We start from the raw sequence: 21,483 nt of genomic DNA, 5'->3' as shown, positions 1-21,483 counted from the left end.
TCTTCAAAAGCACTGAGTGTGACCGCGACACAACATTCATAGTTTTCACTCAGAAAGTCCGATTTCTGTCACGTTCTGAGGAACTTGGCGCGGAGACTGTGGTGACAGCCGGTCATCGCCGACTCAACTGTGCTGGCCTCGCAAAACAAATAAAAAAGCGCCTCCAGTGCGAAGGCGCTTTTCAACCTGTGCAGATGTGAGATCAACCGGCTTCGTTGACCCGCTGCAACGCGATCTTCAAGCTCTTGATCTGAAGCTCGAGTTCAGCCTTGCGGTCACGGTCGGCTGCGACCACTTCCGGATCGGCATTGGCCACGAACTTCTCGTTCGAGAGCTTCTTGTCGATACGCTCCAGTTCGGCCTCCGACTTGCCGATTGCCTTCTCGAGACGGCTCCGTTCGGCAGAGACATCGATGAGATTGCCGAGCGGGATGCACACGGTCGCCTCGCCGACGACGATCTGCGCCGAGCCCTTCGGTGCTGTGTCGGCAGCCAGGATCTCGTCGGCGCGGGCCAAACGGCGGATCGCAGCGGAGTGGCGGTCGAGACGCATTTCGGTCGTCGGGTTCGCGGCAACGACGACCAGAGGTGCGGTGGCACCTGGCGGCACGTTCATTTCCGCGCGCGTCGAGCGAATGCCGGAGACGAGATCGATCAGCCAGTTGATTTCAGCCGCAGCCGCCTCATCCGTGAACTCTGGGGCGGGCCAGTCGGCGTGGCAAAGCAGCTGGTCGCGGCTCGCGCCCTCACCGGCTGTATGGGCCCACAGTTCTTCCGTCATGAATGGCATGAAGGGATGCAACAGCTTGTAGACTTCCTCCAGAACATAAGCCGCACAGGCCTGCGCTTCTGCCTTGGCTGCCTCGTCCTCTCCGTTGAAGACAGGCTTCAGGAGTTCGAGATACCAATCGCAGAACTGGTTCCAGACAAAGCGATAGAGCGTGCTGGACGCATCATTGAAGCGGTAGTTTTCGATGGATGCCGTGACTTCCTTTGCCGTGTTGGCAAGCTCGGTCAAAATCCAGCGGTTGATCGTCTGCGTTGCGGCTTCCGGCAGGAAGTGCGGATCACGCTTCACACCGTTCATTTCGGCAAAACGCGTGGCATTCCACAGCTTGGTGCCGAAGTTGCGGTAGCCGGCAATACGTGCCGGATCGAGCTTCACGTCACGCCCCTGCGCCGCCATGATGGCAAGCGTAAAGCGCAGTGCGTCCGCACCATATTGGTCGATCAGTTCAAGCGGATCGATGACGTTGCCCTTGGACTTCGACATCTTCTGGCCGTTCTTGTCACGAACCAGCGCGTGGACATAGACGGTATTGAACGGCTCGACGGCGTGACCGGCGTCGTCCTTCATGAAGTGAAGACCCATCATCATCATCCGCGCGACCCAGAAGAAGATGATATCGAAGCCGGTGACGAGAACGTTGGTCGGGTAATAGCGCGCAAGCTCCGGCGTCTTGTCCGGCCAGCCGAGAGTGGAGAACGGCCAGAGCGCGGAGGAGAACCATGTGTCGAGAACGTCTTCGTCACGCGTCAGGATTTCGCCCGGCTTGAAGTTCTCAAGCTTCTCCTGCACCCAGGCCTTCCAAGGGCCTTCATGGGCAAGATAATGCTGAACGGCAGCGTCAAGCGCTTCTTCCTCTGTCTTCTCGACGAAGACCTGGCCATCGGGACCATACCAGGCAGGAATCTGATGGCCCCACCAGAGCTGGCGCGAGATGCACCATGGCTGAATGTTCTCCATCCATTCGAAGTAGGTCTTGTCCCAGTTCTTCGGTACGAAGTTCGTGCGTCCTTCGCGAACCGACTCCATGGCCGGTTCGGCAAGCGTCTTTGCATCGACGAACCATTGGTCCGTCAGCATCGGCTCGATGACGACGTTGGAACGGTCACCGAAGGGTTGCATGATCTTCTTGTTTTCGACGTACGGAACGTCGTTGCCTTCAGCATCCTTAACCGTGACGGCAAGACCATCGGCGTTGATCGCCGCTACAACGCGCTTGCGCGCCTCGTAACGGTCAAGACCACGATACTCGTCGGGTACGAGGTTGATGGCGTCGACATCGGCTTCGGACGGCAGCTTGCCGGAGCGGGTGATTTCGCCGGCAAGTTCCGCGCAACGCGCATAAGGCTCGCCATCATCGCGCATTTGCGCCTGCGTATCCATCAGGCGATAGAGTGGGATGTTGTTGCGACGGGCGACTTGATAGTCGTTGAAGTCATGCGCGCCGGTGATCTTGACGGCACCGGAACCGAAGGTCGGATCAGGATACTCGTCGGTGATGATGGGGATCAGGCGGCGGCTTTCCTTCGGGCCGACAGGAATTTCGCACAGCTTGCCAATGATGGGCGCATAGCGTTCATCGGACGGATGAACAGCAACGGCGCCGTCCCCTAGCATCGTTTCCGGACGGGTGGTTGCGATCGCGATATAGTCGCGCTCTTCCTGGAAGACAATGTTGCCATCGGCATCCTTCTCGACATAGGTGTAGGTTTCGCCGCCCGCCAGCGGATATTTGAAGTGCCACATATGGCCGTCGGCTTCGCGGTTCTCGACCTCGATGTCGGAAATGGCCGTCTCGAAATGCGGGTCCCAGTTGACCAGACGCTTGCCGCGATAGATCAGGTCCTGCTTGTAAAGCGTAACGAAGACTTCGAGAACCGCCTTCGACAGACCTTCATCCATGGTGAAGCGTTCGCGCGACCAGTCGCAGGACGCACCAAGACGCTTCAACTGGTTGAAGATCAAACCACCCGATTCGGCCTTCCACTCCCAGACCTTATCGATGAAGGCTTCGCGGCCCATGGCGCGACGGCCGGGAAGCTGGTTCTCCATCAGCTTGCGCTCGACGACCATCTGCGTGGCGATGCCCGCATGGTCCATGCCCGGCTGCCACAAAACATCCTTGCCGCGCATACGCTCAAAACGGACCAGAATGTCCTGGAGCGTGTTGTTCAGAGCATGGCCCATATGCAGCGAGCCGGTGACATTCGGCGGCGGAATGACGATTGTGAAGGTCTCGGCACCCGGCTTGGCGTTTGCGCCGGCGCGAAATGCATCGGCCTCGTCCCAGGCCTTGGCAATTTTGGGTTCTACGGAAGCGGAATCGTAGGTCTTATCGAGCATTTCCTGGCCTGAAATCTTGAGTTCTATTTTTGGTTTTTAAATAAGGATGGCAGGTTGAGAGTCAACAGCTGCCGACGCGGCATCAGGCGTATGCGTAACCGCTTTATCATTGGAATTCGAATATCTGCCGGAAAACGCCAGGCGCAATCAGCGACAAGGGGTTGATCTGCAACCGCGGCGTGGCCGTCGGGCCCGTCAGTTTGAAGGTGATGCCGAGAAGACCACGGTCACGACCATTACCCAAAAAGATGCCGATGAACGGCAACTCGCCGAAGAGACGGTTGAGGCCATAGGCAGGCATGAAGGTCCCGGTCATATCGATATTGCCGTTCTGGTCCTTCAAAACGCCCTGGAAGGTGGCGCCAATCTGCTCGCCACGGACCACGCCGTTCTCCAATGCCACGACGCCGTTGACAACGACGACGCGAGCGAAGCCGCGCTGGAACTTCTCCGAACTGACATCGATGTTGCGCCGTACCGCCGCATTCAGACTGCGTCCATCCTGACCGGAAGGGGTCGCAACAATATCCTGCAGCTTGGCTTCATTGAGAACGGCGAAGTTGCGTAGATCGAGCGAACCGCTCCACGACGTGCCATTGGACGTGGTCATGACCAGATTCAACAGACCACCGCGGATGCGGGTGTAGAGATTGGTGAAGCGGGCAAAGGCGCCGGCATCGCTGCTGGTCAGATTGATCGTGCCGCCGTCGCCCTGGTTCGTGGTCTGCGCCACCACGGCCTGACCGCGACCGGACACGCCCTTGAAATCCACCGAGCGCACCTTGCCATCCCTGACGCCAACGCTGGCGGTAACATTGGATAGCGCCTCGTCATTGAATCCATAGACCCGGTCGAGATCTGCCTTGATGTTGAGCGAGCCGAGATCGCCGCTTTGGGCCGTACCGGCGGACGCGCCAGAGGGTCCGCTATCGGAATTGCGCAGCTTGGCGATGATGGGCCTGAGATCAGCCGACTTGCCGTTGATATTGACCGTGTAGCTTCTTTTTGCCGCGGAAACGGAGATCGCATAATCATCTTGAGGCGACAACTGGAACCGGGAGAAATTGGCGGAGATCAGACCGCTCTTATCAAAGGCAAGGTCGCCAGCGGCGCCGAAGCCATCGCCCTTGAACGCCAAATCATGAATGCTGGTACGGCCGTTGACCGTCTCCATGCTGAAGGACGCATTTGCCTTGACGCCCACACCCTTCGTCCAGCCAAGCCCCGGCAGAACCATGGAAGCATTGGAAAGATCGAGTTTCACATCCTGCCGGTCGGGATCGGTGCTGTCGATTTCGAGCAACGTCGTTCCGCCCAGCACGCTGGAGAGTTCCGGTGCCAGCTTGGCAATCTGGCCTGGCTCCAGCACTGCATTCAGCACCAGCTTTCGTCCTGCCGTGCTGGTCTTGCGAATGGGCTGGGTGAAATCGATGTTCATCGCGACATCGTCAATCCGCCCTTTGCCGAGAAGATGCAGCGTCTCATTGTTAAGCTTCAGGCTGCCATTGACCGAGGAAACCTTGCGGTTGGAGATTGGCCGCGCCAGCGAAACGTCGTTGAGCGCCAGATCGGCAGTCCAGACCGGATCTGGCGGAGACTGGCTTTTCAACAGGCCGACCCTCAGTTTGGCATGGGCAGTCACATTCCCGGAGAAATCGCCTGGCTGAAATTCGGTGTCCCTCAACGCATTGATCGGCTGGAAGGACGCGAGTTCGGCAATACTGTCGGCCGATCCTTTGACGTTGAGATCGAGGTCGGCCATCAGCGGCTTGTCGTAAACATCGGCAATCGAGAAGCGGCTGTTTTCGAGTTCGAGACTGCGGTTCGATGGAAAGAAGGAGGTTGCTTTCGACACGGTCACGTCGATCTTCTCGCCCACGAGTTCGAAATGAGCGTAGGCATCGCGAAGCGGTGGAATGTCACCCGCCACGTTCAAGCGGGTGTTCTCGACGTCGAATTTGATCTGCAATTCGCTGGCGGATAGCTCCAGCGGGCAGTTCGGTCCACACATTCGACCCGCCGGGATGAATACGGCAATGGAGCCGTTGCGCACCGTACCGCCGAACAGGTTGGCGATGACCCATGGCCGCGCCTTGTGCGCCATCCAGAACGGCCAAAGCTGCTTGACAGCCGTCGCCTCCATTTTCGGGATTTGCCCGCCAAAGCTGATTTCCGGAGACCCTTGGCCGAAATGGACCTTCAGCGAGCCCGCCATGTTGCCGAGCTGGCTTGAAACATAAAGGGACGGCACATTGATCTCGCGTGTGGTACGGTCGAAGGTACCGTCCGCCGTCAGATCGAATGTCACGGGCTCCTCGCCACCTGCATCGGCAACGGCCGTCGCATTCGGCAGATGGACGGAAAGATCGAAACCCTTGTCGTTGTCGAGGATTTTGGCCTGGATGGGCAGCGTCGTGCGGCCAAATTGGAGGTTCGAATTGTCGACCAGAACGGCCTTGCCGTCGAAATCGTAATGCGCGTTGACCACGCCACCGCTGACAGGCTGTGCTTCCCCGCCGATATAGAGCTCACCGTTTCCAAGCGCGAAAGATAAATCGAGGGCAGGCTTCTCATTCTCGGCACCGCGGGCCGCAGCGATGTTGATGCCGGTCTTGACGTTGAGCCCCTGGTGCATCAGCCCTTCGTTATCGAACTGTTCCAGAAGGGGACCGATATCGAACCCATCGAGCCGAGCGGAGAAATTGTTGATGCGGCCATCGACAGCGGTGGCGGCGAGCGCCAATTCCGCAACCTGGCCGTTGAATGCCACATCGCCATCAAGCGTATAGCCTCCCTCGCCATCGGGAACGAGAGACAACTCGCTGAGATTGATGGTGCGCGGCTTGCCGTCGTCGCGGGGCGGCAGGCGGATGGCGATATCGGAAAGATCGATTTCCTCCGTGCCGCTGCGCTGGAAGGTCTGCGACAGGCGATCGAGGTCGCCAAAGGCATTTTCCAGAAGCGCAGGAATCGCATCGATGCGAAGCTGCGCGAGATCGAAGGCCTGCCCCTTCGGCAACAGCGCCGTGTCGAGCTCCATTCCGTTGGCTTCCAGCGTGGCAATTGACACACGTCCGGTCAGCAACGCGACAGGATCGAGCGCCATGCCGATGGACCGCGCCCGGCTTAGGTGCTGCCCCGATTCGCTATCGGTAATATCGACATCCTGGGCGACCAGCGAGAGCCGGAGGCCAGAGGAAAAGCGAATTGCCGTGGAGCCTATGCGCGCTTGGTAGCGGGGACCGAGTGCCCGCTCCAAAGCCTGCTGCGCCTGGCTTGAGAGAACACTGTCGACTGAACCGGTTTCGACGGACAGAATGATCCCGCCGATGGACAGGAAGGCGAGGATAAAGAGGGCGACAAAGACCTTTGCGAAGGCGCACAGCATGGAGCGCGGCGCCGGGCAATGAACGATGATTGGGTCTTCGGCCTGCGCAGACGGTAAATCGTGCAGCGGCACGATGTCTCGCTTGCTGAAACTGACCTTCTCCCCGCGAATTTCCGCCATCCGTCCCCTGCCCGCTCCCGGAAATATCCTGAACCCCAAGCCAGGGCCTCTTCAGTTTGGCGGTTTCACCCTGCCATCCCGCTTGACTCGCCACAAGACTGGACGAAGCTGTTATTCGGTATATATCGAATACCTGCCCCCATGCTCAACAATCCGGGCAAAAGAAAGGTGAACCATGGCAGAACTGACGATTGGCGACAAAGCACCCGATTTCCGTCTTCCCAGAAACGGCGGTGGCGACATTTCTCTTTCCGATTTGAAGGGCAAAGCGGTCGTGCTCTATTTTTACCCAAAGGATGACACATCCGGCTGCACGGCAGAGGCAATTGACTTCAGCGCACTGGGCGCACAGTTCGAAGCGGCAAATACCGTCGTCATTGGGATTTCGCCCGATTCGGTGAAGAGCCACGACAAGTTCGCCGCCAAGCATTCGCTCAGCGTGATGCTGGCCGCCGACGAGGACAAGAGCGCGCTGGAAGCCTATGGCGTCTGGAAGGAAAAAAGCATGTACGGCAAGAAGTACATGGGCGTAGAGCGCACTACCTTCCTCATTTCGCCGGACGGCAAGGTCGCAAAAATCTGGAGCAAGGTGAAAGTCCCAGGTCATGCGCAGGCAGTTCTCGATGAGGCAAAGGCGCTTTGACCGGTCGAGTCTGATCCGGTGACCATGCCATTCACGATGACATCACTCCGCGGCGCGGCAACCGAGGCCATCGCCACAGCCGATCTCGACCGAAAGACGGCATTGGCGCAGGAAGCCGCGACCCGCTGGTTCGAGCGGCGTATCTCCTTGCGGTCCCCGCTCGATCCCAAGCTGCCGGATCGACCGGGACGACCTGAGAAGCCGGAACTTGTTCCACCAACCGCGGTCAAGCGCCGGTCGCTTCACAGTGTGAAGGGCCGGATTGCTCTGTTGCATGCCATTGCCCATATCGAACTCAACGCGGTGGATCTCGCACTGGACATCGTTGCCCGCTACGCCAGCGAGCCTGTTCCGCATTCCTTTTTCGATGGCTGGATGCAGGTCGCCTTCGAAGAGGCGAAGCACTTCCGGCTGGTGCGAGATCGCCTGCGGGCGATGGGCGCCGATTACGGTGATCTTCCAGCCCATGACGGGCTCTGGCAGGCCGCGCACCAGACGCGCAACGACCTGACCGCAAGGCTTGCGGTCGTGCCGCTCATTCTAGAAGCACGCGGTCTCGATGTCACACCCTCCCTCCAGGCCAAGATGCGGGAGACGGGCGATCTTGAGAGCGCTGCCGTTCTAGACGTCATCTATAATGACGAAAAGGGGCACGTCGCGATCGGCGCGAAATGGTTCCGCTTCCTGTGCGCGCGGGAAAAGAAGGACCCTGCCGAAACGTTCAAGCAACTGGTCAGGATCAACTTTCGTGGACCACTGAAGCCGCCTTTCAACGATCTCGCCCGCGCCGAGGCGGGTTTGACTCCGTCCTTCTATCGTTCGCTCACCGCTGTCAGCCAAAGCTGAGCGCGTTTGTAAAAGCTTCGTTAACCTTAACAAATTATCTTCCTCAGTGGACGACAAACCGCTGGAGCAGAAATGACGGAAGCGAGGACAAACCTGGCCTTTGGCAAGAAGCGCAAGCAGCACGTCCTCATTCTGGCGAGCGGCGAAAAGGTTCGCCATGTCACGATCAGACCCTTGCTCGTCATCCCCACACTGCTGATTATCCTCGTCATGAGCCTCGGCTTTATCGGCTCGACGGCTTATCTCGTCTTCCGCGACGATATGCTGGGTGCAATGATCGCGCGGCAATCGCGCATGCAAAAGGATTATGAAGACCGCATCGCAGCGCTACGCTCGCAGGTGGATCAGATTACTTCGCGTCAGCTCATTGACCAGCAAGCTGTTGAAAAGAAGGTTGAAACGCTTCTTGCCCAGCAGAATGCCCTTTCCTCCCGCCACGGACGCGCCAACGAACTTCTCAATGAGGAAGACACTCGATCGGCACCGGATGAACAGAGTGTCACGCCGTCGGCCAACGCTTTCGCTCCCCAGAAAAAGGCCAGCCTTTCCGGCGGCGCGTCCGCCATCGACCGCGCACTGCGTGGTGCGGAAAAAGGATCGACGCTCAAAGGCAGCTTGACCTATAGCGACAACAGAGGCGCCGTATCCGGTCGCGCGCTGACACGCATGCTCGTCTCGCTCAACCGCATCGAATCGGATCAACTCGGGCGAATCGCTTCGCTGACGATTGGGGCAAAGAGCCGCGCCGACGCCATGGCCGATATTATTCGTAGCACCGGCCTGAAGATCGATGACAAGGCTGACGATGCCGTTGGCGGTCCCTTTGTCGAAGCCTCGACCAATCCGTTTCAAGCCTCCCTCGCAGATCTCGACAGCGCTCTGGACCGTCTGGAAACCGTTCGCGGCACTGCAGAGCGCCTGCCACTCGGCAATCCGGCACCCGGTCGCGATATTACCAGCCGCTTCGGCAATCGCATGGACCCGTTCCTCGGTCGGCCCGCATTGCATACCGGCATAGACTTCCGCGCAGAAACCGGCGCCGATGTGCGCGCCACCGGTGCCGGAACCGTGTCTTTTGCAGGCTATTCAGGCGGTTACGGCAACATGGTAGAGGTCGATCACGGCAAGGGTGTCACGACGCGCTACGGCCATCTGTCGCAGATCCTCGTTCGTACCGGCGAAAAGATCGAGCTGTCCGATGTCATCGGCAAGGCTGGCAGCACCGGGCGCTCCACAGGACCCCACGTCCACTACGAAGTGCGGTTAAATGACGAGGCGGTTGACCCTATGCGCTTCCTCGTTGCGGGCACCGAATTAAAGACCTATCTGCAGTAAAGACCCGTCACGCATCAGAATTCGAGCCGGATTTTCTTCCATCGGCCAGTTTTCATGTGCCATTTCGAGACAAATCCCTGTTTCCTTGACTTTTCGGCGATTTAGGCCTATGTCGCGGACCACGATCTGCGGCACTAACGCTACGACAGTCGTTTGTTCTTCGAACCAGAACGGAAACAGTTTTTCCTTTGACAACATTCTCTGATCTTGGCCTGAGCCAAAAAGTCCTTTCCGCTATTGCCGATGCTGGCTACAGCACGCCAACACCTATCCAGGCGGGCGCTATTCCTCCGGCGCTGGAAAGACGCGACATTTGCGGCATTGCACAGACGGGAACCGGCAAAACGGCCTCCTTCGTGCTGCCGATGCTCACCCTGCTTGAAAAGGGCAGAGCGCGCGCAAGAATGCCGCGGACGCTCATTCTGGAGCCGACGCGCGAACTGGCGGCACAGGTTGCCGAGAACTTCGAGAAGTACGGCAAGAATCACAAGCTGAACGTTGCACTTCTCATCGGCGGCGTTTCGTTTGAAGAGCAGGATCGCAAGCTGGAGCGTGGCGCGGATGTCCTGATCTGCACCCCCGGCCGTCTGCTTGACCACTGCGAACGCGGCAAGCTTCTGATGACGGGCGTGGAAATCCTCGTCATCGACGAGGCAGACCGTATGCTCGACATGGGCTTCATCCCCGATATCGAGCGCATTGCGAAGATGATTCCTTTCACGCGCCAGACGCTGTTCTTCTCGGCCACCATGCCGCCGGAAATCCAGAAGCTGGCCGATCGCTTCCTGCAGAACCCTGTCCGCATCGAAGTGGCCAAGCCTTCTTCGACGGCAAAGACCGTGACGCAGCGCATCGTTGCGACTCACGACAAGGATTACGAGAAGCGCGCCGTGCTTCGTGAACTCATCAAGGTGCAGACCGAGCTCAAGAACGCGATCATCTTCTGCAACCGCAAGAAGGACGTCGCTGATCTTTACCGTTCGCTTGAACGGCACGGTTTCTCCGTCGGTGCCCTGCATGGTGATATGGACCAGAACTCGCGCACGAAGATGCTGGCGGGTTTCAAGGACAATCAGATCACACTGCTGGTCGCGTCCGACGTTGCAGCACGCGGTCTCGATATTCCAGATGTCAGCCACGTCTTCAACTTCGACGTCCCGATCCATGCGGAAGATTATGTCCACCGCATCGGCCGTACCGGCCGCGCGGGTCGCTCGGGTGCTGCCTTCACGCTCGTCAATCGCCGTGACACCAAGTATCTCGACGCCATCGAAAAGCTGATCGGCGAAAAGATTGAGTGGCTCAGCGGAGATCTTTCGGAACTTCCCGCACCCATGGAAAGTTTCGCCACCGATCGTCCGCGCCGCGGCAAGGACAAAGACAAGGATCGTGGTCGTGGCCGCGATCGGAACCGCCGCGAAGCGCCTCAAGAGGTCGAAGCGGAAATCCCGAATGTGAAACCGGCTGACACCATTCAGGTTGCGGCAAATGGAGGCGACAAAGTGAAGGCAGAGCGCAGGCACGAGAAGGCACCGCGTAATTTCGAGCGGAGCCACGGTGCTTCCCATGCGAATGACGACAATCGTGATCGCCGCCGCCACTACCGCGACCATGATGATGGCCCGACACCCGTCGGCTTCGGCGACGACATCCCGGCCTTCATGCTGATCGTCGCAAACGCCAAAGGCTGATGGCACAGCCAGGCATCGATTTTCCCGGTGTCGGATGCGGTCTCGTCATCAGGCGGGACGGCAAGGTGCTGCTCTATAAGCGCGTGAAATCACCCGAAGCCGGCCACTGGAGCATTGTGGGCGGCAAGGTCGATCACATGGAGCACGCCCTTGAGGCTGCCCGTCGCGAAGCTGAGGAAGAAAGCGGGCTGACCATCGGGGACGTCCGCTTCCTCTGTATTAGCGAGCAGATCATAGCAGCTGACAGGCAACACTGGCTGTCACTGATTTACGTGACTGACGACGTGACGGGAACGGCCCAATTGACGGAGCCGGACAAGCTATCCGATATGGGCTGGTTCGATGTCGACGACCTGCCCTCCCCTCTCTCTGTTTTCGCCCGGGATGCGTTTCGCCATCTCGCATCGTGACGGGATAACGCTTTGCCGGCGTCGGCATTTCGCCAATCACGCGACGAACGAGCATTCTTTGTCATAAAGCGCATTTTTCTAGGTATTGAACCTTTTGCATCCTGCTCAGCCTCGATAACATCGGACAATCGCACAGGATAATGCCATCCATGAATTCACTCCGCCTGCTCAGTTTTGCCTTTAGTCTCAGCATCGCTGGCGCTGCAAATGCTGCGACGATTGCAGTCGTTGCTCCGCAGAACGGCGCATATGAGATGCTGGGCTTGCAAATTCGGCAGGGTGTGAAGGCGGCAGCCGCAAAGGTCGGCCTCGATGTCATGGAAATTCATGAAAGCTGCGAGGACGGCAGCGGTGGTGCCATCGCCGACGGTCTTGTGGCGTCGAAAGTCTCCGTGGTCGTCGGCTTCCTGTGTACGGAAACTCTCGCGGATGCACTGCCGACACTGAAGAATGCCGCCATCCCGGCCATCACTCTCTCGAGCCGCTCGCCCATTCTGATGGAAGATGCATTGAAGCGCGGTTGGCCGCTCTTTCGTATGGCACCCTCGGAGAACGATGAAACCTCGGCGGTTGCGGAGATCATGCTGCGCGATTGGAAGGGCTTGCCATTTGCGCTTCTTGATGACGGGACGATCTATAGCCGTGAACTGGTGGACCGTGTACGTGCGCGGTTGGAAGAGGCGGGGTTGAAACCGACCTTCACCGATACGCTACGCCCTTCGCAGGAACAACAGATTGCCCTCGTGCGTCGCCTGAGCCGCACCGGCGTGACACATGTCTTCGCGGCCACAGAACGCAACGACCTATCGATCATCGCACGCGACGCTGCCGCAGAGAAAATTTCACTCGTGCTTATGGGCAGCGATGCGCTGCGGGCGGCAAACGCGCCTGTTCCTCTGCAGCCGGGCACGCTTGCTGTCGCCTTACCGGATTACGCAGCACTGCCCTCCGCGGCAGAGGCGGTGCAGCAGTTGCGCGCTGCCAATATCGAACCCGAAGGCTACGTTCTTCCGGCCTATGCCGCCGCCCAACTCTCAGCCCAGGCGCTGGAGAAGGCATCGGAGCAATCGAAACCAACACCTGTCGTGATGGTTGGCACCACCTTCAATACGGTCATCGGCCCCGTCATCTTCAATGAACGCCACGAGTTGCAGGACAATTCCTACCGGCTTCAGCGCTGGACTGGCACCAACTTCGTCGTCGTCGACAAGGCGTTGAATTAGGGCCTCTGGAAACGTGGTATCGGACGATCGGTCTCTGTCTAATCGATTTGTCCCTTTGGAGGTCTGGATCGACGCTTGTTGACCCATGCGTGCGGTGCTAAGGGCCAGCAACGCCTTGCCAATCAGGAGCATTTTTAGATGACCCTCTCCGTCCGGATCGCCCCCTCCATTCTTGCCGCCAACTTCGCCAAGCTCGGACAGGAAGTCGCCGATGTCACGGCCGCTGGCGCCGACTGGATTCATCTGGACGTGATGGACGGTCACTTCGTGCCGAACATTTCCTTCGGGCCGGATGTGATCAAGGCACTGCGCCCCCACAGCAAGGCCTTCTTCGATTGCCATCTGATGATCGCCCCCGCCGATCCTTATCTTGAGGCCTTCGCCAAGGCCGGTTGCGACAGCATTACGGTCCATGCCGAAGCCGGCGCGCATTTGCACCGCTCCCTGCAAACCATTCGCGCGCTCGGCAAGAAGGTCGGCGTCACACTCAATCCGGCAACCCCGCTTTCCGTGCTCGAAAACGTTCTCGACGATGTGGACCTCATCCTCATCATGAGCGTCAATCCCGGCTTTGGCGGCCAGAAGTTCATTCCAGCCATGCTCGACAAGATCCGCGCGGCGAAGTCGCTCATCGGTAATCGCCCGATCGAACTGGAAGTGGATGGCGGTATCACCACCGAGACGGCAGGCAGCGCCATTGCGGCGGGCGCCAATGTTCTGGTTGCCGGTTCTGCCGTCTTCAAGGGCAATGGTGTGGATGACTATACGAAAACCGTCTCCGCTCTCAGAGCATCCGCCGAACGCGGCCGAGCTTGATCTCCAGGCAGACGTACGTGTTGCCAGGTTTACCCTGACGCGCCGAATGCGTTGAGATTGCCGAAACACTTTGCTAAACGGGCACCAGATTTCTCAGTTTAAGAAGGCTTTGCCATGATCCCTCGTTATTCCCGGCCGGAAATGGTCGCTATCTGGTCGCCGGAAACCAAGTTCCGGATCTGGTTCGAAATCGAGGCGCATGCCTGCGACGCGCTGGCGGACATCGGCGTGATCCCGAAGGAAGCGGCAAAGACCATTTGGGAAAAGGGCGGTGCGGCCGAGTTTGACGTTGCCCGCATCGACGAAATCGAAGCCGTCACCAAGCATGACGTCATCGCGTTCCTCACTCATCTTGCAGAATTCGTTGGTCCGGATTCCCGCTTCGTCCACCAGGGCATGACCTCGTCCGACGTGCTCGACACGACGCTGAACATCCAATTGGTCCGCGCTGCCGACCTGCTGATCGCCGGCATGGACCGGGTTTTGACCGCGCTGAAGACCCGCGCCTTCGAACACAAGAACACCGTTCGTATCGGTCGGAGCCACGGCATTCATGCCGAGCCGACGACGATGGGTCTGACATTTGCGCGCTTCTATGCCGAGATGGACCGCAACCGCGCCCGCCTCGTCAACGCCCGCGCCGAAATCGCCACCGGCGCCATCTCCGGCGCTGTCGGCACCTTCGCCAATATTGATCCATCCGTCGAAGAGCATGTGTGCAAGGCCCTTGGTCTGTCGCCGGAGCCTGTCTCCACGCAGGTGATCCCGCGCGATCGCCACGCCATGTTCTTTGCCACACTCGGCGTCATTGCCTCGTCGATCGAGAACGTCGCCATCGAAATTCGCCACATGCAGCGCACGGAAGTTCTGGAAGCGGAGGAGTTCTTCTCGCCCGGCCAGAAGGGTTCGTCCGCCATGCCGCACAAGCGCAACCCGGTTCTGACCGAAAACCTGACCGGGTTGGCCCGTCTGGTACGCATGTCTGTCGTTCCGGCCTTGGAAAACGTTGCTCTCTGGCACGAGCGCGATATCAGCCACTCGTCTGTCGAGCGCGGCATCGGCCCAGACACCACCATCACGCTCGATTTTGCCCTCAACCGTCTGGCAGGCGTCATCGAGAAGCTGGTGATCTACCCGGAAAACATGTTGAAGAACATGAACAAGTTCCGCGGCCTCGTCCATTCGCAGCGTGTGCTCCTGGCGCTGACACAGGCCGGCGTTTCGCGTGAGGACTCCTATCGCCTCGTTCAGCGCAATGCGATGAAGGTCTGGGAAGAAGGCAAGGACTTCCTCGAAGAACTGTTGTCGGATGAGGAAGTGCGCGCAGCCCTGCCGGAAGAGACGATCCGCGAAAAGTTCGATCTTGGCTACCACACCAAGCATGTCGACACGATCTTCAAGCGCGTCTTCGGCGAGGCTTGATCCTTAGTTCCTGGCAAAGGTAGGAATTGCTCACCTCGGCCAGTACCGAGGTGAGCGCCACCATATTCTGATACCAAAGAACCCTGCAGCATTATGAGCGATCCTTTGCTTTGCACCTTGATAACGCCAGCCAACACACCAAGATAAGCGGCATGAAAGCATCAGAAGCAGATATCCTCATCGTTCCCGGCTACACCAATTCCGGCCCCGACCATTGGCAGACCCGTTGGCAAGAGAAGCTGTCGACAGCACGCCGCGTCGAGCAGGCGGAATGGTCGAAGCCCGTGCGTGAAGACTGGGTCGCTCGCCTTGTCGAGGAGGTGAACGCCTCGACGAAGCCTGTGGTCCTCGTCGCGCATTCGCTCGGGGTGCCGACGGTTATGCACGCCTTGCCGGAAATCGCGCCCAGAGTGGCTGGTGCCATGCTTGTCGCGCCGCCAGATGTCGCCAATCCCGACATCCGGCCGAAGCATCTGATGACGTTCGGGCCGTATCCACGCGATCCGCTACCATTCCCGGCCATCACCATCGCCAGCCGCAACGACCCATTCGGAACGTATGAGCATGCCGATGACATTGCCGCCGCCTGGGGTTCGCTTCTGATCGATGCTGGCATGTCAGGGCATATCAACGCAGAATCGGGCCATGGCCCGTGGCCGGAAGGCACCATGGTCTTTGCTCAGTTCCTGAGCAAGCTCAAGCCTCCGTCGGGCTTTGCGATTAGTGAGAATAAAAGCTGAACAAGATCAGCCCTGTTCGCCGCTGCTTTGGCGAATAGAAAGTAAAACGGAAATGCCGCGCAAGTATACCCTGCGCGGCTCGAGCCTTGCGGCACTTATGCTCAAACATCCCAAATCTCAGCGCGCATGGAGAATGGACGATCTCCACGCAAGACACTCAGACCTGTCAGATGGTTGAAATACGGAATGAAAATTCAGGCGGCGCGCTTGTTGTCGAATTGCGCGATCCCATTGCGGAGCTCGTCGGCGGCACAGCGCAGAAGGTTGGTCATCTGATCATGGATGACATCATCGGTAACGCCGACGCCGGCGGCGACGAAATCGTCATGCAGCTTGTTGAACATGGCGTCGTCGCCTTCGCGGCCGATGGACGCGGCAACGATCTCGCTGGCATAGGAATTGGCGTCGTCCTTGTGCATCAGGGATGCAGCCCAAAGGCCCATCAACCTGCTACGCATGCCGTGAAGACGGAAGCTCAGTTCTTCTTCGTGAAAATACAAATTCTCGAGCGCTTTACCGCGTTGTCTCAGACCCATGATTATACCCCGTTTTACTGTGTCGTTATTTGCGTCCTCTTGATCGGGACACCACTGTTCTAGAATACAACTATTGAGAAAGCGTAACTTTGAGATGTTGCCTTGGAACAGCCAAAAACAGGGTTGAAGAATTGCAAACAACCGCGTGCCGTCGCATTGTGAAATGGCTTCTTTTCCGCTATGGGACCGCTTCAAGAAACGAAACGACCGCCATCAGCACCGGCGCTAAAACAAGAGATATGTCACTATGAACCGTCGCCGCCGAATCTACGAAGGCAAGGCCAAGATCCTGTATGAAGGTCCGGAACCCGGAACGCTCATCCAGTTCTTCAAGGATGATGCGACTGCTTTCAATAAAAAGAAGCATGAAGTCATCGACGGCAAGGGCGTTCTGAACAACCGCATCTCGGAATACGTCTTCACGCATCTGAACAAGATCGGCATTCCCACCCACTTCATCCGCCGCCTGAACATGCGCGAGCAGTTGATCAAGGAAGTGGAGATGATCCCGCTTGAGGTTGTCGTGCGCAACGTTGCGGCAGGCTCGCTCTCCAAGCGCCTCGGCATCGATGAAGGCGTCGTGCTGCCGCGCTCGATCATCGAGTTCTATTACAAGTCGGATGCGCTGGAAGACCCGATGGTCTCCGAGGAGCATATCACTGCTTTCGGCTGGGCCAATCCCGCCGAACTCGACGACATCATGGCGCTCGCCATTCGCGTCAACGATTTCCTCTCCGGTCTTTTCCTCGGCGTCGGCATTCAGCTCGTCGATTTCAAGATCGAATGCGGCCGTCTGTTCGAAGGCGATATGATGCGCATTATCCTTGCGGACGAGATTTCGCCGGATAGCTGCCGCCTGTGGGATATCGAGACGCAGGAAAAGATGGACAAGGACCGCTTTCGCCGCGATATGGGTGGGCTTGTGGAAGCCTATTCGGAAGTCGCGCGCCGTCTCGGCATCATCAATGAAAACGAACCGATCCGCGGCACAGGCCCGGTTCTCGTCAAGTGAAATCAGGAGACCATCAGGTGATCAAGGCACGGGTGACTGTTACGCTGAAGAACGGCGTTCTCGATCCGCAGGGTAAGGCAATCGAAGGCGCGCTGGGCAGCCTCGGTTTTGACGGCGTGGGCCAGGTCCGTCAGGGCAAGGTCTTCGATCTTGAACTGAACACCACCGACAAGGCGAAAGCCGAAGAAAACCTGAAGGCGATGTGCGAGAAGCTTCTCGCCAACACCGTCATCGAAAACTACGCGATCGCCATCCTCTAGGGCAAGTGTGGTGGACGATGGTTCACCCCCATTGCTCTCAACTCTTTGTTTGACGCATTTCCCATGCAGAACCGCAGGCACTCTTGCTGGAAATGCTCTGAATTTCGGAGCCAAGGCCCATGAAATCCGCAGTCGTCCAGCTTCCTGGCCTCAATCGCGACCGTGACATGATCGCGGCCTTGACGAAGATTTCAGGTCAGGCGCCCGTCACCATCTGGCAGACGGAAACCCAGATCCCGGATGTCGATCTAATCGTCATCCCCGGCGGCTTCTCCTACGGCGATTACCTCCGCTGTGGTGCCATCGCCGCCCGCATGCCCGTCATGCAGGCGATCCGCGAAAAGGCTGAACAGGGTGTCAAGGTTCTGGGTGTCTGCAACGGCTTTCAGATTTTGGTCGAGGCCGGCATGTTGCCCGGCGCCTTGATGCGCAATGCCTCGCTCAAATTCGTCTGCCGTGAAGTCAAGCTCGAGGTCGTCAACAACGACACGGAGTTCACCCGCACCTACGACAAGGGCCAGATCATCCGCTCGCCCGTTGCCCATCACGATGGCAACTACTTCGTTGAAGCCGACGAGTTGAAGGCGATGGAAGACAATGGCCAAGTGGTGTTTCGTTATGCCGAAGGTACCAATCCGAATGGTTCGCTGAACGATATTGCCGGCGTCATTAACGACAAGGGCAATGTTCTCGGTATGATGCCGCATCCGGAAAACCTGATCGAAGCGGCACATGGCGGCAAGGATGGCCGAGGCATATTTGCCTCAGCGCTTGGCGTGATCGCTGCCTGATATCGGACACATCCAGCCGGGCGCATCCGCCCGGCTTTATTTTTGCAGCTCATGCTGGATTGAAGAATGAACCATATCCTTTCTGGACGTTCCATTGGCATTGCCGCTCTGGCCCTCGCTGCACTCGCACTTGCCGCATGCCAGCCAAAGCCTGAGCCCCCGAGGGCCGCGTCGCAGGCGGCTCTTCCGGTCATGGAGCGTATCGCGCTCGGCGCCAATGCCTGCTGGTTCAAGTCCGGCGATCCGGCCTTCAAGGCCTACCGCCTGGCACCGGAACTCAACTCCTTCTCCGGTCGCCCCCGTATTCTGCTCGTTCCACGTAACAGCCCGGAATCACGCCCGATGCTGGTGGTCCAGGCCGAAGGCAATCCGGCAAACCTCCAGGCGTTCGGCCCTGTTATGAACGACGGTCATGCACCGCGCATTTCCGCCGACATCAAGCGCTGGGCCAATGGCGGCAAGGGCTGCTGACCGCGAGCCGAAGAGGCCACGACCGATTGTGGCCTCTTTGAAAGAGCCCCCCAAAGTCCACGGCGGCTCTGCATCGAGCGCCGTCAACAAGATCATGATCGCTGCAGGCGCATAGACTTGCTTTTTGCCGTTTCTTGCCGCTATTAGCCAAAGCCATCAGCAATTGAATGAGATGGCAGACCCACCATGTCCCTTCCCGATAAAGCCTTCCCAGTGTCCTGGGATCAGTTTCACCGCGATGCCCGCGCGCTGGCGTGGCGTCTTGCAGGCCTGAACCAGGAGTTCAGGGCCATCGTCTGCATCACCCGCGGCGGTCTCGTTCCGGCGGCGATCATTTCCCGCGAACTCAACATCCGCCTGATCGACACGGTATGCATTGCCACCCGCCACGATTACCTGAATCAGGGTGATACCGTTCTGCTGAAGGGCATCTCGCCTGAACTGTTGGAAAAGTCCGGCGAAGGCATTCTCGTCGTTGACGATCTGACCGATACCGGCAAGACCGCATTGGAAGTGCGCGAGATGTTGCCAAAGGCGCATTTTGCCTGCGTCTATGCCAAGCCAACCGGCGTTCCCACCATCGACACCTTCGTCACCGAAGTGAGCCAGGACACCTGGATCTATTTCCCGTGGGACATGGGCTTCACCTATCAGGAGCCGATTGCCAAGGGCGCACCCGGCTGATCACCACGCAAAAATTCACGTCGCGCGAAATCCTGATGGGTTTTGCGCGACGCGGTCCGATCCTGTTTCGCAGATGATCGCCTTACTAGCCTGAAACCTCTTGGCTTATTCGCCAGGTTCCAGCAGCACCGGTCCAGGACCCTTGTCCCCCAATATATCTGCCGGATTGCGCAGCGGACATTCATCCGTCGAAAGACAACCACAGCCAATGCAACCGGTGAGCTGATTACGCAGCCGCGTAAGCCGCGCGATGCGGTCATCCAGTTGCGCTTGCCAATGGGTCGCAAGCCTCTGCCAGTCCTTTCCCGTTGGCGTGCGGCCATCCGGTAAGGTGTTCAAAGCCTGCTGTATTTCCTTCAGCGGAATGCCTGCCCTCTGCGCCACCTTGATGATGGCGATGCGCCTCAGCACGTCGCGCCCATAGCGGCGGTGGTTTGAGCTGGTGCGCCAGCCCTTGACCAGCCCTTCGGCCTCGTAAAAGTGGAGCGTCGAGACCGCGACGCCAGCGCGCTCGGCAACATCGCCAACCGAGAGGTCGCGTATCAGAGGAATCTGCTGAAGTTTTTTCATCATGCTCGTTGACCTCAACTTTACTTGAGGAACTACCATGAGGAGGTCAACGGTGAAAGGGGTATCCATCCATGACAGGCACAACGCTCTCGCTCCGCATTATTCTGGGCAGCGCCCGCGCCAAGGGCTGCATGCGAATTGATCTGCAAAATATGGAGATCAATCACCTGCCGCAATTGCCGGGACTGATCACGTATTCCATGCTCGAATGACTGGTTCTTCCATATTGTGTTCGTAGCCCAATACGCTGACAGTTGCGGTATCGAGGACGAAGCTTCTTCCGTGTTCAGGCGGCAGCCCGAGCCACCTGGCTGCCAGCACGCGCAGAAAATGCGAACTTGAGAAGATCAGGATGGTCGTGCCGCTGGCCCTGATATCATGGATAATGCGATCTGCTCGCACACCCACCTGCTCAATGCTTTCACCACCGGGAGCGCCGTCACGGAAAAGCTGCCAGCCGGGCGCCGTCTGGTGGATGTCCTTCGTGGTGACGCCTTCATATTGTCCGTAGTCCCACTCGTTGAGGTCTGACTTGACAGACATTGCGGACGCAAATCCCGCAAGCTCGCATGTTCTGCGCGCTCGGAGAGACGGGCTCGACCAGACCACATCAGCGGTGATCCCTTTCAGTCGCCCGGCGAGTAATCTTGCAGCATTTTCCCCGTTGGGCGTCAGATCGATATCCGACCGTCCGGTATGACGACCGGACACTGACCAGGCAGTCTCGCCGTGTCGGACCAGAAAAATCTGTGGCAGCGATGTCTGCATCGCGTATCCCTTCCATGAGTGTTGATCCGAGGTTAGATAAGCTCGCTCATCGTTTCAAGATTGTGTTGTTCTGTTCCGTTTCTGGCGTGAGAGCAGGAGCTGAAACCCCTCCAAGTACCGCTATATCTTGTAGCCCATCGCTTCCACATGCCCCACGAATCGCAAACCTTGTGGATAGGCACGGCACTTGTTGCTTGTACGCAACAACGGCACGTTCCCAGAATGCCGTCACATCGGCCCCTCCGCCACCACAGGCAAGCTTCACGCAAGGTAAGCGGCCAGCCATAATGCGCTGCAAGTGCCTGATATTTATGGAAGGTTTTTCTTTCCCCGTTTTCCACACCCTACCCACACCACATCTTGTGGTAAATGAACCCTTACAAACTAGGCCTTGACGGAATCAGCACGTTTTCTAAAAGTAGATCCATGTTGCGGCGGCAACGGAATCGGCAGGTTCATCTGCGGTTCTCTCCTGTATCAGTTCACGCGATGTCTTGCGTTCCAACCACGAGGGGTGAGGAACGCTGGGGCGTGTTCATGTTCGGGAGCTGCCAAAACGTGAGGCGGGGTCTGGCGACAAGAAACTGTTAATACTATATATAGTATGCTTGCAGCCATCATAACCAC

20 protein-coding genes are annotated in these 21,483 nt (G+C 58.2%); 15 read left to right on the top strand and 5 right to left on the bottom strand.

Annotated features, from left to right (window positions below; all coding sequences use genetic code 11):
- Nucleotides 1-202: 202 nt before the first annotated feature.
- Together AC07U5_RS19850 and AC07U5_RS19845 are read right to left on the bottom strand one after the other, a co-directional pair.
- The gene (locus AC07U5_RS19850; protein ID WP_494724018.1) at nt 203-3,130 is read right to left on the bottom strand and encodes a valine--tRNA ligase; all 2,928 of its coding nucleotides are present in this window, start codon (nt 3,128-3,130) and stop codon (nt 203-205) included.
- A 106-nt stretch (nt 3,131-3,236) separates the two neighbouring features.
- Nucleotides 3,237-6,638 carry a YhdP family protein gene (locus AC07U5_RS19845; RefSeq protein ID WP_494724017.1) on the bottom strand — a complete coding sequence of 1,134 codons (3,402 nt, stop codon included), beginning with the start codon at nt 6,636-6,638 and terminating at the stop codon, nt 3,237-3,239.
- A 175-nt stretch (nt 6,639-6,813) separates the two neighbouring features.
- On the opposite strand from AC07U5_RS19845, the gene bcp reads away from it, so the two are divergent.
- From bcp to AC07U5_RS19800, 9 genes are all read left to right on the top strand, one after another.
- Complete coding sequence (gene bcp / locus AC07U5_RS19840; RefSeq protein ID WP_494724016.1) at nt 6,814-7,281, top strand: thioredoxin-dependent thiol peroxidase; 468 nt, start codon at nt 6,814-6,816, stop codon at nt 7,279-7,281.
- 24 nt (nt 7,282-7,305) lie between these two features.
- The gene (locus AC07U5_RS19835; protein WP_153311026.1) at nt 7,306-8,127 is read left to right on the top strand and encodes a ferritin-like domain-containing protein; all 822 of its coding nucleotides are present in this window, start codon (nt 7,306-7,308) and stop codon (nt 8,125-8,127) included.
- A 72-nt stretch (nt 8,128-8,199) separates the two neighbouring features.
- The gene (locus AC07U5_RS19830; protein WP_494724015.1) at nt 8,200-9,462 is read left to right on the top strand and encodes a M23 family metallopeptidase; all 1,263 of its coding nucleotides are present in this window, start codon (nt 8,200-8,202) and stop codon (nt 9,460-9,462) included.
- Between the two features lie 188 nt (nt 9,463-9,650).
- Nucleotides 9,651-11,153, top strand: a complete 1,503-nt coding sequence (locus AC07U5_RS19825) for a DEAD/DEAH box helicase (RefSeq protein WP_062599997.1) — start codon at nt 9,651-9,653, stop codon at nt 11,151-11,153.
- Nucleotides 11,153-11,563 carry an NUDIX domain-containing protein gene (locus AC07U5_RS19820; protein ID WP_062599998.1) on the top strand — a complete coding sequence of 137 codons (411 nt, stop codon included), beginning with the start codon at nt 11,153-11,155 and terminating at the stop codon, nt 11,561-11,563. Before AC07U5_RS19825 ends, AC07U5_RS19820 begins: the two co-directional genes overlap by 1 nt.
- A gap of 149 nt (nt 11,564-11,712) precedes the next feature.
- A complete protein-coding gene (locus AC07U5_RS19815) occupies nt 11,713-12,786 on the top strand; it encodes an ABC transporter substrate-binding protein (RefSeq protein ID WP_494724014.1) in 1,074 nt (357 codons plus the stop codon).
- A gap of 138 nt (nt 12,787-12,924) precedes the next feature.
- A complete protein-coding gene (gene rpe, locus AC07U5_RS19810) occupies nt 12,925-13,602 on the top strand; it encodes a ribulose-phosphate 3-epimerase (protein ID WP_494724013.1) in 678 nt (225 codons plus the stop codon).
- Between the two features lie 114 nt (nt 13,603-13,716).
- Nucleotides 13,717-15,024 (top strand): adenylosuccinate lyase, encoded by a 1,308-nt coding sequence (gene purB, locus AC07U5_RS19805; protein WP_062424242.1) that lies wholly within the window; start codon nt 13,717-13,719, stop codon nt 15,022-15,024.
- 152 nt (nt 15,025-15,176) lie between these two features.
- Nucleotides 15,177-15,764, top strand: a complete 588-nt coding sequence (locus AC07U5_RS19800) for an RBBP9/YdeN family alpha/beta hydrolase (RefSeq protein ID WP_494724012.1) — start codon at nt 15,177-15,179, stop codon at nt 15,762-15,764.
- A 194-nt stretch (nt 15,765-15,958) separates the two neighbouring features.
- On the opposite strand, the gene AC07U5_RS19795 is transcribed toward AC07U5_RS19800, so the two are convergent.
- On the bottom strand, nt 15,959-16,300 hold the full coding sequence (locus AC07U5_RS19795) for an ATPase inhibitor subunit zeta (RefSeq protein ID WP_112357926.1): 342 nt from the start codon (nt 16,298-16,300) through the stop codon (nt 15,959-15,961).
- A 247-nt stretch (nt 16,301-16,547) separates the two neighbouring features.
- On the opposite strand from AC07U5_RS19795, the gene purC reads away from it, so the two are divergent.
- From purC to gpt, 5 genes are all read left to right on the top strand, one after another.
- Nucleotides 16,548-17,312, top strand: coding sequence for a phosphoribosylaminoimidazolesuccinocarboxamide synthase (purC, locus tag AC07U5_RS19790; RefSeq protein WP_027673419.1), 765 nt, complete (start codon nt 16,548-16,550; stop codon nt 17,310-17,312).
- A gap of 17 nt (nt 17,313-17,329) precedes the next feature.
- On the top strand, nt 17,330-17,572 hold the full coding sequence (gene purS, locus AC07U5_RS19785) for a phosphoribosylformylglycinamidine synthase subunit PurS (protein ID WP_062441600.1): 243 nt from the start codon (nt 17,330-17,332) through the stop codon (nt 17,570-17,572).
- 119 nt (nt 17,573-17,691) lie between these two features.
- Nucleotides 17,692-18,363, top strand: a complete 672-nt coding sequence (gene purQ, locus AC07U5_RS19780) for a phosphoribosylformylglycinamidine synthase subunit PurQ (protein WP_062424238.1) — start codon at nt 17,692-17,694, stop codon at nt 18,361-18,363.
- Nucleotides 18,364-18,429: 66 nt separating this feature from the next.
- The gene (locus tag AC07U5_RS19775; RefSeq protein WP_062424237.1) at nt 18,430-18,834 is read left to right on the top strand and encodes a hypothetical protein; all 405 of its coding nucleotides are present in this window, start codon (nt 18,430-18,432) and stop codon (nt 18,832-18,834) included.
- 186 nt (nt 18,835-19,020) lie between these two features.
- Nucleotides 19,021-19,518: a xanthine phosphoribosyltransferase gene (gene gpt / locus AC07U5_RS19770; protein ID WP_062424236.1), complete on the top strand. Its 498-nt coding sequence runs from the start codon at nt 19,021-19,023 to the stop codon at nt 19,516-19,518.
- Between the two features lie 105 nt (nt 19,519-19,623).
- On the opposite strand, the gene soxR is transcribed toward gpt, so the two are convergent.
- Complete coding sequence (soxR, locus tag AC07U5_RS19765; protein WP_494724286.1) at nt 19,624-20,088, bottom strand: redox-sensitive transcriptional activator SoxR; 465 nt, start codon at nt 20,086-20,088, stop codon at nt 19,624-19,626.
- Nucleotides 20,089-20,159: 71 nt separating this feature from the next.
- Between soxR and AC07U5_RS19760 the strand changes: the two genes are divergently transcribed.
- Nucleotides 20,160-20,300, top strand: a complete 141-nt coding sequence (locus AC07U5_RS19760) for a hypothetical protein (RefSeq protein ID WP_156462345.1) — start codon at nt 20,160-20,162, stop codon at nt 20,298-20,300.
- On the opposite strand, the gene AC07U5_RS19755 is transcribed toward AC07U5_RS19760, so the two are convergent.
- Entirely contained in the window at nt 20,278-20,856 is a 579-nt protein-coding gene (locus AC07U5_RS19755) for a histidine phosphatase family protein (RefSeq protein ID WP_443265813.1), read from the bottom strand. The two genes, AC07U5_RS19760 and AC07U5_RS19755, sit on opposite strands and share 23 nt — an antisense overlap.
- Between the last annotated feature and the right edge of the window lie 627 nt (nt 20,857-21,483).

This window comes from Agrobacterium sp. GW821-FHT02D03 (genome assembly GCF_059421725.1).
The sequence above is the reverse complement of the archived record's forward strand: the minus strand, read 5'-3'. Positions and strand labels throughout refer to the sequence as shown.

What these genes read in the sequence shown, in the direction of transcription:
- AC07U5_RS19760 (WP_156462345.1), top strand. Translation starts at nt 20,160, where the DNA reads ATGACAGGCACAACGCTCTCGCTCCGCATTATTCTGGGCAGCGCCCGC.
- AC07U5_RS19830 (WP_494724015.1), top strand. Translation starts at nt 8,200, where the DNA reads ATGACGGAAGCGAGGACAAACCTGGCCTTTGGCAAGAAGCGCAAGCAG.
- bcp (WP_494724016.1), top strand. Translation starts at nt 6,814, where the DNA reads ATGGCAGAACTGACGATTGGCGACAAAGCACCCGATTTCCGTCTTCCC.
- purB (WP_062424242.1), top strand. Translation starts at nt 13,717, where the DNA reads ATGATCCCTCGTTATTCCCGGCCGGAAATGGTCGCTATCTGGTCGCCG.
- AC07U5_RS19775 (WP_062424237.1), top strand. Translation starts at nt 18,430, where the DNA reads ATGAACCATATCCTTTCTGGACGTTCCATTGGCATTGCCGCTCTGGCC.
- gpt (WP_062424236.1), top strand. Translation starts at nt 19,021, where the DNA reads ATGTCCCTTCCCGATAAAGCCTTCCCAGTGTCCTGGGATCAGTTTCAC.
- AC07U5_RS19795 (WP_112357926.1), bottom strand. Translation starts at nt 16,300, where the DNA reads ATGGGTCTGAGACAACGCGGTAAAGCGCTCGAGAATTTGTATTTTCAC.
- purC (WP_027673419.1), top strand. Translation starts at nt 16,548, where the DNA reads ATGAACCGTCGCCGCCGAATCTACGAAGGCAAGGCCAAGATCCTGTAT.
- AC07U5_RS19755 (WP_443265813.1), bottom strand. Translation starts at nt 20,856, where the DNA reads ATGCAGACATCGCTGCCACAGATTTTTCTGGTCCGACACGGCGAGACT.
- AC07U5_RS19815 (WP_494724014.1), top strand. Translation starts at nt 11,713, where the DNA reads ATGAATTCACTCCGCCTGCTCAGTTTTGCCTTTAGTCTCAGCATCGCT.
- AC07U5_RS19850 (WP_494724018.1), bottom strand. Translation starts at nt 3,130, where the DNA reads ATGCTCGATAAGACCTACGATTCCGCTTCCGTAGAACCCAAAATTGCC.
- purQ (WP_062424238.1), top strand. Translation starts at nt 17,692, where the DNA reads ATGAAATCCGCAGTCGTCCAGCTTCCTGGCCTCAATCGCGACCGTGAC.
- rpe (WP_494724013.1), top strand. Translation starts at nt 12,925, where the DNA reads ATGACCCTCTCCGTCCGGATCGCCCCCTCCATTCTTGCCGCCAACTTC.
- soxR (WP_494724286.1), bottom strand. Translation starts at nt 20,088, where the DNA reads ATGAAAAAACTTCAGCAGATTCCTCTGATACGCGACCTCTCGGTTGGC.
- AC07U5_RS19845 (WP_494724017.1), bottom strand. Translation starts at nt 6,638, where the DNA reads ATGGCGGAAATTCGCGGGGAGAAGGTCAGTTTCAGCAAGCGAGACATC.
- AC07U5_RS19820 (WP_062599998.1), top strand. Translation starts at nt 11,153, where the DNA reads ATGGCACAGCCAGGCATCGATTTTCCCGGTGTCGGATGCGGTCTCGTC.
- AC07U5_RS19835 (WP_153311026.1), top strand. Translation starts at nt 7,306, where the DNA reads ATGCCATTCACGATGACATCACTCCGCGGCGCGGCAACCGAGGCCATC.
- AC07U5_RS19800 (WP_494724012.1), top strand. Translation starts at nt 15,177, where the DNA reads ATGAAAGCATCAGAAGCAGATATCCTCATCGTTCCCGGCTACACCAAT.